General features: G+C 77.3%; 8 protein-coding genes. 5 read left to right on the plus strand and 3 right to left on the minus strand.

Annotated features, from left to right (window positions below; genetic code table 11):
• The first annotated feature begins 13 nt into the window (after positions 1 to 13).
• The 5 genes from C8E97_RS15555 to C8E97_RS15575 all read left to right on the plus strand — a co-directional run bounded on the left by C8E97_RS15555 (position 14) and on the right by C8E97_RS15575 (position 10,924).
• Positions 14 to 1,522 (plus strand): wax ester/triacylglycerol synthase domain-containing protein, encoded by a 1,509-nt coding sequence (locus tag C8E97_RS15555; RefSeq protein ID WP_121006184.1) that lies wholly within the window; start codon positions 14 to 16, stop codon positions 1,520 to 1,522.
• 145 nt (positions 1,523 to 1,667) lie between these two features.
• Complete coding sequence (locus C8E97_RS36490) at positions 1,668 to 2,171, plus strand: helix-turn-helix domain-containing protein (protein ID WP_281275423.1); 504 nt, start codon at positions 1,668 to 1,670, stop codon at positions 2,169 to 2,171.
• Between the two features lie 146 nt (positions 2,172 to 2,317).
• Positions 2,318 to 3,898: an acyltransferase domain-containing protein gene (locus tag C8E97_RS15565; protein ID WP_121006188.1), complete on the plus strand. Its 1,581-nt coding sequence runs from the start codon at positions 2,318 to 2,320 to the stop codon at positions 3,896 to 3,898.
• Positions 3,895 to 10,107, plus strand: a complete 6,213-nt coding sequence (locus C8E97_RS15570; protein WP_121006190.1) for an SDR family oxidoreductase — start codon at positions 3,895 to 3,897, stop codon at positions 10,105 to 10,107. Before C8E97_RS15565 ends, C8E97_RS15570 begins: the two co-directional genes overlap by 4 nt.
• 40 nt (positions 10,108 to 10,147) lie before the next feature.
• On the plus strand, positions 10,148 to 10,924 hold the full coding sequence (locus tag C8E97_RS15575) for an SDR family NAD(P)-dependent oxidoreductase (RefSeq protein ID WP_121006192.1): 777 nt from the start codon (positions 10,148 to 10,150) through the stop codon (positions 10,922 to 10,924).
• Between the two features lie 300 nt (positions 10,925 to 11,224).
• Here the strand turns inward: C8E97_RS15575 and C8E97_RS15580 are convergent, their stop codons facing one another.
• Genes C8E97_RS15580 through C8E97_RS15590 form a run of 3 tightly spaced genes read right to left on the minus strand, consistent with a single transcriptional unit; the run spans position 11,225 to position 15,045 of the window.
• Entirely contained in the window at positions 11,225 to 12,511 is a 1,287-nt protein-coding gene (locus tag C8E97_RS15580) for an ATP-binding protein (protein ID WP_121006194.1), read from the minus strand.
• The gene (locus C8E97_RS15585) at positions 12,498 to 13,004 is read right to left on the minus strand and encodes an acetyl-CoA carboxylase biotin carboxyl carrier protein (protein WP_147455132.1); all 507 of its coding nucleotides are present in this window, start codon (positions 13,002 to 13,004) and stop codon (positions 12,498 to 12,500) included. The genes C8E97_RS15580 and C8E97_RS15585 overlap by 14 nt, the downstream gene beginning before the upstream one ends.
• Before the next feature lie 10 nt (positions 13,005 to 13,014).
• On the minus strand, positions 13,015 to 15,045 hold the full coding sequence (locus C8E97_RS15590) for an acetyl-CoA carboxylase carboxyltransferase subunit alpha/beta (RefSeq protein WP_121006198.1): 2,031 nt from the start codon (positions 15,043 to 15,045) through the stop codon (positions 13,015 to 13,017).
• Between the last annotated feature and the right edge of the window lie 52 nt (positions 15,046 to 15,097).

A 15,097-nucleotide genomic window follows, 5' to 3' on the forward strand; every position in this document is an offset into this window, starting at 1 on the left:
AGGTATCCGGGACATGGGCGCTGATCCGTTCCGGCATCTGACCGGTCTCCGGACGTGGGGCGCGGTGCGGGAGATGAACGCGGTGGAGGCCATGTTCTGGCGGGCCGACACCAGCGCCGGCCTGAACGCGAACCTCATCGGGATGCACCTGCTGGACCGCTCGCCCGACTGGGACCGGCTGGTCGCCAAGCACCGGTGGGTCAGCCGGGTGGCGCCGCTGCTGCGCAGCCGACCGGTCGAGCCGCCCCTGCGGGCCGGCCGGCCGTTCTGGGCGGACGACCCGCACTTCGAGGTGGAGCGCCACCTGCGCCGGGTGCGGCTGCCCGCGCCGGGTTCGCACCGCCAGCTCCTGGATTTCGCCCAGGCGCTGGCGATGTCCGCGTTCCCCGCCGGGTGGCCGCTGTGGGAGGCGGTGCTGGTCGAGGGCGTCAACGGGCACGGCGCGGCCTACCTGCTCAAGCTCCACCACAGCCTCACCGACGGCACCGGCGCGTCGCAGCTGGTGTACCTGCTGACCGACGAGGAGGCCGACCCGCCGCTCCCCGAGCTGCCGCCGCCACCGGGACCCGGCCGGGCCCGGACCAACCGGGGGCTGCTCCTGGCCGGGCGGCTGGCGCGGACGGCGGGCGGCGCGGCGCGGGCCGCCTGCCGCCTGCCCGCGGCGCGCGCCGCCCGGTCCGCGGCCCGGCTCGACGGCGGGCCGCGCGCGTCCGTCCGGGCGCGGGACCTCCGGGCGCTGCTGCCGCTCGTCCCGCCGACCCTGCTGGCGCTCGCCAGGGCCACCGTGCTGCCGTCGATCCCGCCCTCGCCGCTGCTGGCCGGCCGCAGCGGCCGCGCCCGGTTCGAGATGCTCGACGTGCCGTTCGAGGCGCTGCGGGCAGCCGGGAAGGCCGCCGGCGGCACCTTCAACGACGCCTACCTCGCCGCGCTGGCCGGCGGTTTCGACCGCTACCACCGGCGGTTCGGCACGGCGGTGGACGCCGTGCCCGCCCTGCTGCCGATCAGCGTGCGCCGCCCCGGCGCGATGGCGGGCGGGAACCACCTGGCCAGCTCCCGGTTCGTCCTGCCGACCGGCGAGCGGTCGCTCGCGCGGCGGGTGCGCCTGATCCACGACCGGGTGGCCGCGGTGCGCGGCGGGCCGACGCTGCACGCGCTGCGCCTGCTGTCCCGCCCGATCACGCCGCTGCCGCCGTCCTGGGTCGCGGGCGTCACGATGCAGCTGTTCCGCGGCAACGACCTCCTGGCGAGCAACTTCGCCGGGATCAACCGGCAGGTCCACCTCGCCGGGGCCAAGGTGACCGCGATCGTGCCGTACGCGCCGCTGCTGTGCGGCGCGGTCTCCATCGCCCTGGTGTCCTACCAGGACAGGGCCTGCCTGGGCATCACCCTCGACTCCGCCGCGGTCACCGAGCCCGACGTCTTCGTGGCCTGCCTGCGCGAGGGCTTCGACGAGGTGATCGCGTCGCTGCCCGCCGGGCAGGCGCCCGCCGCGCCGGAACGCGCGGCATCCCGCAACCACTGAGCCCCGCCGACGCCCATCGCGACCGCCGGGCACGCCTGCGGCGACCGGGCCCCACCGGGTCCGGGAGCGCGCGACCGCCACGACACCGCTGAACCGCTGAACCGCTGAACCGCTGAACCGCCACGAGAACCGAGGAGAAGACGACTTGACCACCCCCGGCGCCGACGTGTTCCCCATCCCGGCACCACTCCCGCGCCCACCGGACGCCGAACCGGCCGCCCCCTCGCTCGACCTGGTCGAGCACGCGTTGCAGTGCGTCCGGCAGGCCCTGGCGTCCGTGGAGCAGGTGGCGCGCACGCTGTCGGTGGGTGACGGCCGGGAACGGGCGGAACCGCGCGCCGCCGTGGCCGCGCGCCCCGACGGGAGCGCCCACGAGCCCTGGCTGACCAGGCAGGAGCGGCGCGTGCTCACCCTGGTCGCCGCCGGGCTGTCCAACCGGGAGATCGCCGGTGTCCTGGAGATCTCCGAGAAGACCGCCAAGAACTACGTGCACACGGTGCTGGTCAAGCTGGACGCCGGCAGTCGCACGGAGGCGGCGTTCACCGCGCTCTACGAGAACCTGGTGGACCTGGACGAGTGCCGCCGCGCCAGCAAGCGCTCGTCGGCCTCCTGGCTGGTACCGCCGCAACGGAGCCGGCCGCTGCCCTGACCCCGCGCCGCGCGCCCGGCGGGTGCCCGGAGTGCACCTGCCGAAGGGTTCTGCCGCCGCGGCGGCTTCGCTCGCACACTGGGTGACCGGCCGACGACGCCGGCACGGCGCACGACGAGCACCCCGACGTGTCCCGGAGGACATCGATGAACCCACGTACCGCCTTCCTCTTCCCCGGACAGGGGAGCTACCTCCCCGGCCTGTTCGGCAACCTCGTCGACCACCACCCGGTGATCGGGGACACCCTGTCCACAGTGGACTCCGTCGCCACCCGGCTCGGGCGGGCGGCGGTGTCGCCGATGCTGCTCGACACCGACTCGCCGACCCTCCAGGAGCTGGTCGCCCACGACCCGCCCGCGCTGCACCTGGCGATCTTCGCCGCGTCGGTGGCCACCTCGCGGCTGCTGGTCGAGGACGGCGGGGTGGCCCCGGACCTCATGCTGGGGCACAGCTTCGGCGAGCTGACGGCGTTGACCGCGGCCGGCGCGCTGACCCTGGCCGACGGCGCGCACCTGGTGGCCCGGCGCGACGAGTCGCTGCGCCGGCCCGGCGCGCCGCGCGGCGGCCTGGTGGCGGTGAGCTGCGGCGTCCGCCGCGCACGGCACCTGCTGGGCGCGCTGGACGAGTGGGGCCTCGCCGTCGCCGCCGACAACGGCCCCGACCAGGTCGTCCTCTCCGGGCCGGACGAGGCGCTGGCCAGGCTCCAGGAGGCGGCGGGCGCGCTCGGGCTCACCGCGACCCGCCTGCGCATCCCCTACCCGTTCCACAACCGGCTCATGCTGGACGCGGCCGACGACTTCGCCGAGCGGACGGCGGACGTGCCCAAGCGGGCGCCCCGGCTGCCGGTGTACTCGCCGCTGCTGGGCCGTTACGTCGAGGACGTCGCGGACGTGGAGCGCGTGGTCCGCGACCACCTCGTCCGGCCGGTGCTGTTCCTGGACGCGGTCCGGGCCGTGCACGCCGACGGCGTGCGGCGGTTCGCCGAGGCCGGGCCGAAGGGCGTCCTGGTGGACCTGGTGGCCCGTGCGGTGCCCGACGTGGTGACCACCGCGCCGCTGCGGCGGCGGACCGACCGGCGCGGGCTGCTCTCCGCCGTGGAGGAACTGCTGGCGCACGACGACCGGTGGGTGCCGGCACCTCGTCGCGTCGAGCACGACCGATGGGCGCCGATGCCACCCCGCGCGGTGCGCGCGCGCGAACCGGGGACGGAGCCGTCCCCGGTCCGGGGGACCGGTCGGTGGCAGGAGTGGACCACCACCCGCGAGGACCCGCCCGGACAGCCGTCGGCGCCGGACCGGCCCTCGGCGCCCGACCGGCGCGAACAACCTGATCCGTCCGAACAGGACGGTCGCGTCAACGCGTCCGGAAGGGACGGTGCGGAGTCGGCGGCGCAGCACCTCCCGGCCGCACCCGCCCGCCCCGGACCGCACCCGGTCACCGCGGCGGGCCTGGACCGCGACGAAGTGCTCGGCACCGTGCGCGGGCTGTACGCGGAGCTGGTGGGCTACCCGGTGGACGTCTTCGAGAGCGGCACCGACCTGGAAGCCGACCTCGGCATCGACTCCATCAAGCAGACCGAGGCGTTCGCGCGGATCACCCACCACTTCGGCATCCCCGAGACGGCGTCGGTGGACGTGCGGCTGACCGACTACCCCACCGTGGACGCGGTCGCCGACCTCGTCGTGGAGCTGGCCGAGGGCCGCGAGCCGACGGGACGGGTCGCGTGACCGGTCGGGCGGGTGGCCCGCAGGCGCCGCCCGGTGAGTTCGAGGGGAAGGTCGTGCTCGTCACCGGCGGTGCGCGGCGGGTCGGCCGGGCCATCGTGCACGAGTTCGCGTCCCTGGGCGCGCACGTGGTCGTCAACTACTTCCACTCCGGGCAGGCGGCGCACGAGACGCGCGAGCAGGTCCTCGCCGCGGGCGGCTCCTGCGAGCTGCTGCGGGCGAGCGTCGCCAAACCCGACGACGTCAGCGCGATGTTCGACACCGTGCGTGACCGCCACGGCGCGCTGGACGTGCTGGTGAACAACGCGGCGCGAGGGGTGTTCGCGCCGACGGCGACGCTGACCGAGGCGGACTGGCGGAAGATCTTCGACGTCAACGTGCACGGGGCCCGCCGGTGCGCCCTCGCCGCCCTGCCGCTGCTGGCCGCCGTCGGCGGCGCGGTGGTGAACGTGTCGTCCATCGGCACGGAGGTGGTGCTGACGGACTACACCGCGATCGCGGCGAGCAAGGGCGCGTTGGAGACGCTCAGCCGCTACCTCGCGGTGGAGTTCGCCGAGCGCGGTGTGCGGGTGAACGTGGCGTCGGCGGGCCTGCTGGACAACCCGACGGCGGACCTGTTCCCCGACGCCGCCGAGCTGCGCGCGCGGTGCGCGGCGGCGGCTCCCCTGGGTCGGCTGGGCACGGAGCAGGAGTTGGCGCGCCTGGTGGTGCTCCTGGCGTCGCCCCGGCTGGGCTGGGTGACCGGGCGCAGCCTGCTCGCTGACGGCGGGCTGTCGCTCGGCCACGCCCTGCTGCGACCGGACCCGCCGGCGGCACGGGTGCCGGCGGCGCGCGAGGCGGGTGGCCGTGCGCCTTCGCCGGGGGCGGCGGGTGGCCGTGCGCCCGTCCTCGGGGCGAAGCCCGCCAACGGTGATCGTCTTGCCGAGCCGGGTCCGGCGTCGGTCGCACCCGCGCGCGCCGCCGGGCGGTCCGGGTCCGTGACGTCCCCCGGACCGTCAGGGGCCGACGACTCCGCCGGCGACCGGACCGTCGCGGTGGTGGGGCTGGGGCTGGCCCTGCCCGGCGCGGTCGACCCCGGCGAGTTCTGGGAACTGCTCGACCGGGGCGAGCCGGTCTTCGACGAGCCGCGCGAGCGGTTCCGCCGGGACGCGTTCAAGACGCCGGACGGGACCGCGCCGGGCGGCACCGCACCAGGGTGGTCCACTCTGGACAAGTCCACTTCGGACGGTGCTGTACCGGACCCGAACGCGGCGGACCGCGGTTACACCTTCCGCGGCGGCTACCTCCGGAACCCCCGCCTGCACCGCGAGGCCAAGGCGCGGTCCTGCGCCAACGACATGGCCGCCCAGTGGTTGCGGCACAGCCTGGCGCAGGCGTTCGAGGACGTCGTCCACCTGTCCGGCGACCGGGTCGAGTGCTTCGTCGGCAACACCGTCGAGGGCAACCAGCACCTGGAGGAGCGCCTGGTGGTGGAGACCGCGCTGAACCGGCTCGTCCGGCACTGGCCGGACCCCGACGCCGATCGCGACCGGCTGGCGGACCGGCTGCGCGCGGTGCTGCTGCGGCACTACCCGCACGCGGCCGGCGACGGGCGCGGCCACCTGCCGGACGGGGTCGTGCACGCCGCCGTCACCGACCTCCTGCCGGCCGGGTCGCCGTACACGACGGTGGACACCGCGTGCTCGTCCAGCCTCTACGCCGTCGACCTGGGCGTGCGCAGCCTGCTGGCGGGCGAGAGCGACATCGCCGTGTGCGGCGGGGTGTTCACCAACACGCCGCGGTTCTCGATCATGTTCGCCGCGCTGCGCGGGCTCAGCCGCAGCGGCGCGGTCCGGGCGTTCGACCGGGCCGCCGACGGCACGCTGTTCTCCGACGGCGCGGGCGCGGTGGTGCTCAAGACGCTGCGGCGCGCCCGGCGGGACGGCGACGAGGTGCTGGCCGTGCTGGGTGGCACGGGGGTGGCCTCCGACGGCCGGGGCAAGGCGGTCTACGCGCCCAACCCGGTCGGGCAGGGCATCGCCGTCCGCCGGGCCAGGCGGGTCAACGGGACCCGGCCCGAGGACGTCGACTGGGTGGTCGCGCACGGCACGGGCACCCCGGTGGGCGACCGGGTCGAGCTGGGCGTGCTGGACTCGGCCGCCCCGGAGCGCGGCTACCCGTGCACGTCCAACAAGTCGCTGATCGGCCACACCGGCTGGACGGCGGGCGTGGCGTCGGTCATCCACGCGGTGCTCGGGTTGCGCCACGACCGCGTGCCGGCGCAGCGCCCGCTGCGCGAGACGACCCCGGACGTCCGGAACACCCGCGTGCGCATCCCGCGGACCGGCCGACCGCTGCCGCGCGAGCAGGGCAGGCCGCGGGTGGTGGGCGTGTCGGCGTTCGGGTTCGGCGGCACCGACGCGCACCTGCTCGTGCAGGACCCGCCGCCGCCGGGCGGCACGCCGCCGGTCTCGGCGCCCGAACCGGAGACCGACGACGTGGTGCTGGTCGGGTGGACCGCCCACCTGCCCGACGACCCCTCGCCCGAGCAGGTGCGGACGCGGTTGGCGGCGGGCGCGCCGCTCACCGCGCGGCGGGCGTTCCCCACGCCCTACCCGCCGCCCGCCGGCATCGTGCGGCTGACGCCCCGCACCGCGCGGACGATCGACCGGTCCCAGCTCATGGCGCTGGCCGTGGCCGCGAAGTTCGCCGAGGAGCACGGCGCGATCTGGGAGGAGGTCGCGGAGCGCACCGCCGTCCTGGCCGCGCACACCGGTCCGGCGAGCCTGCTGGGCACGTCCGCGTTGCGCTGCTACGCCGACGACCTGCGCGCGCTGCGCCCGACCGAGGACGACGGGCTGCCGCCCGAGGCGCTGGCCCGCGCGATCGAGGGCTGCCTGGCGCAGGTGCGGCGGGAGCGGGTGCCCACCAACGAGGACCTGCTGCCGGGTTCGGGCCCGAACATCATCCCGGCCCGGCTGGCGAACGCCCTGGACCTGCACGGCCCCGCGCTGACCCTGGACACCGGGCGGTCGTCCACCCACACGGCGGTGCGCACCGCCTGCCACTACCTCGCCGACCGCGAGACCGACCTGGTGCTGGTGCTGGCGCTCAACGGCAACAGCACGCCCGAGCTGGCGGCCCTGCTCGACCTGCCCGCCGACCGCCTCGGCGAGGGGGCGTTCCTGCTGGCGCTGGCGCGCGGGCGGGACGCGGCGGCGAAGGGGTGGCCCGCGCTGTGCCGGGTGACCGCCGACCCGCGACCGCGGCGGGCCGCCGCGGTCGACCGCCCCGAGGACCCGTCGGCCGGGCTCGTCGAGGGCGGGTCCGCGAGCCACCCGGAGACCTCGCGCGCCGATGCCGCCGCCGGCGCGCCCACCGAGCACCTGGCCGCGGACCACGCCGGGGGTGCCGGCCACGTGGCGGGCGCGCGCACCTACCTCGCCGCCGACGGCGCGATCGACCTGCTGACCGCGCTGGCGGGCGGCCCGGTCGAGCCGGTGACGGTGACCGCCCCGTTCCCGGGGCCCGCGCTCACCCTGCACCCCGTGCCGGCGACCGGCGCCGATCGGGCCGGTGGGTACCCGGCAGCCGCCCGGCCGGTCGCCGCGAACCCGGCGCGGGAGACGGCGGACCCGGCGCGCGACACCGCGAACCCGGCGCGGGAGACGGCGGACCCGGCGCGGGAGACGGCGGACCCGGCGGGGGAGACGGCGAGGTCGGCGCGGGAGACGGCGGACCCGGCACGCGACACCGTGAACCCGGCGCCGGACACCGCCGCGCCGGTGGTGCCCCGGCCGCCGCGAGACCCGCTGACGGCCCGGCACGTCTGCCGCTGGGAGCCGCAACCCCTGCCGAGCGGTCGCGACGGGCTGCCCGCCGACTGCCTGGTGCTCGCCGACGAGGCGACGGCACGGGCCGTCGCCGGCGCGGCGGAGTCGACGGGCGCGACCGTGGTCGCCGTGCGGCCCGGCGACGACCCGGAGGCCGTGCTGCTCCCGGCCTTCGCCGCCGGGAGGTCGTACCGCCACCTGCGCGTCCTGGCCCGGCAGCGGCACGCCGGGCCCCACGCCTCCGAGTCCGCCGACACCCTGGTGGTGCTCCAGGAGGCGGTGTTCCTGGCCGCCCAGCGCTGCCTGCGCGAGCTGACCGGCGGCGGCTCGCTGGGCGCGGTGCTGCTCGACCCGCTGGAGTCGGGCACGCCGGGCGTCCACACGGGACTGCTGTCCGGTTTCGTCAAGAGCCTGTCGTGGGAGCTGCCCGCGTGCACCTGCCGGATGGTCGTCACCGACGAGCCCGCGGTCGCGGCGTGGCACGCGCTGGAGGCCGAGCCGGGGCAGCGCGGCGGGCTGCCGGTGGTCCTGCGCCGCGCCGGTACGCGGTACCGGCAGCGGCTGCACCCCGCGCCGCCCGACATCGGGGAGCTGCCGCTGTCGGCGGGCGACGTCGTGGTGGCGACCGGCGGCGCGCGGGGCATCACCGCCGCGTGCCTGGAAGCGCTGATCGACCACGTGCCGCTGAAGGTGTGGCTGCTCGGGTCGTCCACCCCGGCGGAGGTGCCGGACTGGCTGCTCACCGCGGCGGACGACGACCTGCCCGCCCACCGCGCGGAGTTCATCGCCCGGCTCCGCCGCGACGAGGGCGCGCCGGTGGCCGAGCTGAACCGGCGCTTCGAGCGGCTGCTGCACGCGCGGGAGAGCAGGCTGACCCTGGACCGGATGCGGCGGCGCTGCGGCTGGACCGCGGTGCAGTACCTGACCTGCGACGTGGTCGACCCGGACGCGGTGCGCCGCGCGGCGGCGACCGTGCTGGCTCGGGACGGCCGGGTCGACCTGCTGGTCAACGGCGCGGGCGTGCACGGCGCGGGCGACCTGGAGCGCAAGCGGCTGGCGGACTTCCGCCGGATCAGGGACGTCAAGCTGCTCGGCTACCGGCACCTCAAGCGGTACTTCTCCGCGCCGCCGCCCCGGCTGTGGTGCAACTTCGGCTCGGCCGCCGGCCTGGTCGGCCTGCCGGGGGAGTCCGAGTACGCGGCGGCCAACGACTACCTCTCCTGCGCCGCCGAGCACCGGCGCGCGACGGGCGGGTCGGACGAGTACACGATGGCCTGGACCGTGTGGGACGAGACCGGGCTCGGCGGCGGTCCCGTCGCCCAGGCCATCGTGGCCCGCGCCCAGCGGCTGACCTCGATGAGCAAGGCGGAGGGCGCGGCGCACTTCGTCGCCGAACTGGCGCAGCGGGGTCCCCGCGAGCCGGTGGTGTCCTTCCTCGGGGACAAGGAGCGCGCGTCGTTCAGCCGGCAGTTCCCCGGCTGCGTCGCCGATCGCGCCCCGGACCGCGACGAGGCGGCGGTCGGCGCGCTGCTGCCGCCACCGGAGGAGATCACCGCGGACCGGGCCGTGTGGCGGCTGGTGCTCACCGAGCGGCACCGGGACCTGGTGCGCGACCACCTCGTGGACGGGCGGCCGACGGTGCCGGGCACGGTGCTCGCCGCGCTCGCCGTCGAGGCGGCCCGCGCGCTGCTGCCCGAGCACCCGGTCCGCGCGCTGCGCGACGTGTCGTTCGCCTCCTGGGTCCGGCCGGCCGCCGACGGCAGGCCGGGCCGGTACCGCGTCACCGCCGTGGTGAACCGGTCCGGCCGGTCCTCCCGGCCGACCGTGCTGGTGCGCGTCACCTCCGACGTCACCGCGTCGGGAGGGCGGCTGCTGCGGCGCGACCGCGAGCACTTCCGCGCCACGGCCCTGGCCGGCGCGCCGAGACCGGAGGGCGTCCCGGCGCCGGAGGGCGACCGCGAGCCCGTCGGCGCGCCGTACTACCACCCGGCGGCGAGGGTGCTGCTGTCCGGCGCGTACCGCACGACGCGGGACTGGCGCGCCGGCCCGTCCGGCGCGTCGGCGACGTGGCGGCCCGACGTCGCCGCGCTGCCCGCCGACCTCGCCCGGCTGGCCGCGCCCGCCCTGCTGCTCGACGCCCTGGCCCGCACCCGCGCGCTGCGGCCGGTGGCGGGCGGCGAGCAGGAACCGGAGGCGCCGCGGCACATCCGGCGGGTCGAGTGGTTCACCGACGAGTGCGACCTGGAGCTGGCCGCGCGCTGCCCGGAGGGCGTCCGGCTGCGCTGGGACGCGGTGACCGGCGAGTTCACCGCGGTCGCGGTGGACGGCACCCCGCTCGCCCGGATGCAGGACGTGCGCGGCGTGCCGATGGGTCGCGTGCGGGCGACCGGGGAGGCATGAGGGAGCGGGCGCCGAACGGCGAGGAGAGGAGGGCGACACCGTGGAGCTGGACGGCAAGGTCGCGGTGGTCACCGGTGGCAGCAGGGGCATCGGCCGGAGGATCGTCGAGCGGTTCCTCGACGAGGGCGCGTCGGTGGTGTTCAGCGGCCGGGACGGGATGGCGGGCGAGCGGACCCGCAAGGAGCTGGACGTCGGTGACCGGGCGCTGTTCGTGGCGGGCGACGTGACCCGCAGGCAGGACGCCGAGCGGATGGTCGACGCGGCGGTCGAGCGGTACGGCAGGTTGGACGTGCTGGTCAACAACGCCGGCGGGATGCCGGGTTTCGGCCTGGTGGCAGGCACCGACGACGCGGTCTGGCACGACACGCTCGCGGTCAACCTGCACGCCGTGTTCTACGTGACGCGCCGGGCGCTGGCGCACCTGGTGCCGCAGCAGTCGGGCCGGATCATCACCATCTCGTCCATCTCGGGCAAGCAGGGCGACCCCGGTCTCGGGGCGTACGTCACCGCCAAGCACGCCGTGATCGGCCTGACCAAGGTGGTGGCGCGCGAGGTCGGGGCGCTGGGCATCACCGCGAACTGCATCTGCCCCGGCCTGGTGATGACGGACCTGATCCGTGACCGCGCGCCGGTCGCGGCGGAGGTGCTGGGCGTGACCGCCGAGCAGCTCGTGGCCGCGTTCGCGGGCAAGGCCGCTACCGGGCGGGCGACCACGGTGGACGAGGTGGCCGCGATGGCGGTGCTGCTGTCCTCGGAGGCCGGTGCCGGGATCACCGGCGCGGCGCTGTCGGTGGACGGCGGCGTGACCTCGCACTGAGACGCCGTGACCGCGCTGGGACGCCGTGACCCCATCGAGGCGACCGCCCGGCCAGGGGCCGTCGACGGGGTGCCCCTCCCACGGGGGATGCCCCCGCGGGGGTGACCGCCCACAGGGTCACCCCCGCGTCGGCGGGACGTCCACCGGGGTGAACCGCCCACTCGGGTGGCCATCCCGGTGGACGACCGCGACCGGGCGGGAGGGCGGGAGTGGCCCGGCCCGCGTGGGGCCAGGCCACTCCCGTCGCTGGACCAGGCCACCGCTGCCGCTGGACCGGGCCACTGCCGTCGCGGCCTCGCCTCACCTACCGGCGGCGGCCGTCTCCGCCAGGGCGCGGTCCAGCCTGCGCAGGCAGTGCGCCCGGTCCCGGCCGCTGACGACGACCTCGGCCGACGCCCGGTCGGCCGGGCACCCGGCGGGCAGGTCGACCCGCACCCCGGCGCCACCCGGCAGCACCGGTCCGGTGTGGTGGTCCGGCGGTGCCACCCGGTCGCGGTCCGGCGGTGCCACCCGGTCGCGGTCGGGCGGTGCCGTCCGGCCCGCCGGCGGTTCCGGGGCGCTGATCCGCACCAGCACGGCGTGCCCGCGCACCGCCACGTCCCACCGGTCGAGGTCGAGCCGCTCACCCGCCGCCACGCGCAGCGCCCACTCCACGACGTCCACCCCGGTCACCGCCTCCGTCACCGGGTGCCCCGCCCGCGGCACGGGGTCCACCCCGACGCAGGCGAACCCGTCCGGCCCGGTGACGAGGAAGTCGACCGTGGCCGCGCCGGCCAGGCGCACCGCCGCCGCGCCGCGCACGGCGGCCTGGTGCAGCCGCTCCCGCAGGCGGGTCGGCAGGTCCGGCGCGGGCGCTTCCGCCACCAGCCCCCGGTGCCGGTCCGGACCCCGGCGGTCGCCCAGGTGCACGACGCCGCCGTGGTGGTCGGCGAGCACCTGCACCTCGACGCGTCGGGCGGCGGGCAGGTGCCGCTCCAGGAACAGCCGCGCGTCGGCGAACAGCCGTCGCGCGTCGTGCGTGGCGCGCCGGAACGCCTCGGGCAACTCCGCCGGCGTCCGCACGAGACGCCCGCCTCGGCCCGCGGCGGGCTTCAGCGCGACCGGGTAACCCAGCCGGTCGGCCTCCCCGAGCGCGTCCTCCACGCCGCGCAACCGGTCGGCCGACCCCGGCACCACCGGCAGGCCCGCCCCGGCCAGCACCGCGCGGGTGGCGATCCGGTCGCCCAGCAGCGCCAGGTGCTCCGGCGTCGAGCCGACGAACACCAGGCCGGCTTCCGCGCAGCCGCGCGCCAGCAGGAGGTCGGCGGCGAGGGGGCCGCAACCGGGGTGCACCGCGTCCGCGCCGGTGCCGGCGCAGCCGTAGAGCACGGCCGGCACGTTGAGGTAGCCGTGGGCGGGTGCGGCGGGGCCCAGGCAGAAGCCGTCGTCGGCCAGCCGGACCGGCAGGCTGTCCGCGTCCGCGTCGGAGTGCCCGACGACCGAGCGGAGGCCGAGTTCCCGGCAGGCCCGCACGACGCGCACCGCGGCGCCGCCCCGGCCGGGGACGAACACCGTGCGGACCGTCGGCGACGGGTCAGCCGAGGGCATCGGCCGGTGCCCCGTCGTCGCCCACCGGCTCCAGGCGCAGCAGCGGCTGCCCGAACGACACCACGTCACCGTCGCGGGCGCAGACCTCGCGGACGACGCCCGCGTGCCCGGCGAGCACCGCCGTGACCGTCTTCATGGCCTCGATCTGCGCCACCTGGTCGTCCGCGGCGACCACGAGCCCCGACGGGCTGCCGGGACCGGTGGTGAACCGGACGACGCCCACGGCGGTCGCCACGACGTCGACCAGGGCAGGCGCGGTGTCCGCCGCCGGCGCGGTGTCGGTGGGTGCGGTGCCGGCGCGCGTGGCGCCGGGTTCGACGCGGACGTGGTCGGCCTCGATCTCGACCTCCAGCCCGGCGGTGCGCACCACCAGCCGGCGCGCGGAGTGCCGGTGCACGGCGGCGAGGAGCTGCCGCACGACGTCCAGCGGGACGCCGTCCGCCGGGCCGGTGCCCCGGTGCGGTGGGGGGATGGGGGACACGTGCGTCGACACGGGGACCGCCTCACTCGTCTGCTCGGACCGCGTCCGCGGAGGCCCCCCGGACGCGCAGTCGGTGGTCACGCCGGGCCAGCAGCTCGGCGGTGGACAGCCTCGCCAGTTCCGCCAGGCGTCGGCGCAGGGCGGACCCGACCAGCCGCACCGCCGCCGCCGGGTCGGCCTGCGCGCCGCCGTCCGGCTCCGGGACGAGTTCGTCCACCAGCCCGGCGCGGTGCAGGTCGACCGCGCGCAGCCGCAGCGCCTCGGCCGACTCGGGCGCGCGGCCGGCGTCGCCGTGCAGGATCGCGGCGCACCCCTCGGGGCTGATCACGGAGAAGTAGGTGTTCCGCATGGCCAGCAGCACGTCGCCGGCCGCCAGCGCCAGCGCGCCGCCGCTGCCGCCTTCCCCGATGACCACCGCGACCAGCGGGACGGGCAGGCCGGACGCCGTCCGCAGCGCCTCGGCGATGGCGCCGCTCTGGTTGCCCTCCTCCGCCCGGCGGCCCGCGTAGGCGCCGGGCGTGTCCACGAACGACACCACGGGCAGGCCCAGCCGCCCGGCCAGCCGCATCAGCCGGACCGCCTTGCGGAAACCGGACGGGTGGGGCATCCCGAAGTTGCGGACCCGCGCGCGGGCCGGGTCGTGCTCCTTGGCGTGCCCGAGGACGACCACGCCGGTCGCGCCCCACCGGGCGAGGCCGCCGACGAGCGCTGGGTCGTCCTCGGTGTGGCGGTCGCCGTGCAGCTCCACGAAGTCGTCGAAGATCCCGGCCACGTGGTCGAAGACGGTGGGGCGGCGGGGGTCGCGGGCCGCCCGGACGGCGTCCCACGCCGTGCTCCCGCCGACCCCGGTCGCCTCCGCCGCCTCTCCGGCCCGGCTCGCCCCGCCCGTGCGATCCGCTGCGCTCACACGGTTCGCCTCCTCCGCACGGTCCGCTCCGCCGGCACCGGACGCCCCGCCCGACCCGTCCACCTCGCCCACCTCGCCGGTCGCGCTCGCCCCGCCGCGCTCGTCGGTCTCCCGCACCTCGTCCGTCTCGCGCGCCTCGCCCGGCGACCGCTCGCCGGGCAGGCCGGGCAGGCCCGGCAACTCCGGCAGCGCCGGGAACGCCGAGAGGGCCAACCGGTCGCGGGGCCGCGCGCGCGCCGTCGACCCCGGCCGCCGGCGGCCCGCCAGGCAGGTCAGCACGCGGTCCAGCACCTCGGGCAGCGCCGACCGCTCGACGACCCGGTCGACGTGGCCGTGCGCGTGCAGGAACTCCGCGGTCTGGAAGTCGGCGGGCAGCCGCTCGCCCAGCGCCTGCTCGATGACGCGCGGACCGGCGAAGCCCGACCGGCTGCCCGCCTCGGCGAGCACCACGTCACCCAGGGACGCGAAGGACGCGGCGACACCGCCGTACACCGGATCGGTCAGCACGCTCACGAACGGCACGCCGTGCTCGTTCAGCCGCCGTACCGCGTCGGCCGCGCGGGCCACCTGGAGCAGGGAGTACATGCCCTCCTGCATCCGCGCGCCACCGGAGCACGAGACCGCCACGAGCGGCGCGCCCAGGTCGATCGCCAGGTCGGCGGCGGCGACGACCTTCGCGCCGACCACCACGCCCATGCTCCCGCCGAGGAAGCCGAAGTCCATCACCAGCAGCACGACCGACCTGCCACCGGCCATCGCGGTGCCCAGGACCGCCGCCTCCGAGGAGTCCGTGCGGGCGTGCGCCCGGCGCAACCGCACCGGGTACGGCGCCGAGTCGGTGAACCCGAGCGGGTCGGTGGAGCGCAGGCGCGCCAAGTGCTCGGTGAAGGTGTCCGGGTCGACCAGCTGGGCGATCCGCTCGGCGGCGCTGAGCCGGCGGGTGCTCCCGCAGGCCGCGCAGGCGCCGTGCGACCGCGCCCACGCGGTGTGGTGCAGCAGGCACCCGCAGGCCGCGCACCGCTGCCACACGCCCGGCGGCACCTCGTCGATCCGGTCGAGGACGCGGCGCGGGCCGACGCCGGGCGTCGCGGTCGGGTCGCCGCCGGCCGGCGCTGTTCCGGTGTCGGACAGGTCATCCAGCCGCATTCGTGCTCCCACCCGATCGACGCCGCTCCGTCACCGCCAGTGTCGCTCCGTC

This window comes from Saccharothrix australiensis (genome assembly GCF_003634935.1).
GTDB lineage: Bacteria > Actinomycetota > Actinomycetes > Mycobacteriales > Pseudonocardiaceae > Actinosynnema > Actinosynnema australiense.

What these genes read in the sequence shown, in the direction of transcription:
- C8E97_RS15590 (WP_121006198.1), bottom strand. Translation starts at nt 15,045, where the DNA reads ATGCGGCTGGATGACCTGTCCGACACCGGAACAGCGCCGGCCGGCGGC.
- C8E97_RS15555 (WP_121006184.1), top strand. Translation starts at nt 14, where the DNA reads ATGGGCGCTGATCCGTTCCGGCATCTGACCGGTCTCCGGACGTGGGGC.
- C8E97_RS15580 (WP_121006194.1), bottom strand. Translation starts at nt 12,511, where the DNA reads ATGCCCTCGGCTGACCCGTCGCCGACGGTCCGCACGGTGTTCGTCCCC.
- C8E97_RS15565 (WP_121006188.1), top strand. Translation starts at nt 2,318, where the DNA reads ATGAACCCACGTACCGCCTTCCTCTTCCCCGGACAGGGGAGCTACCTC.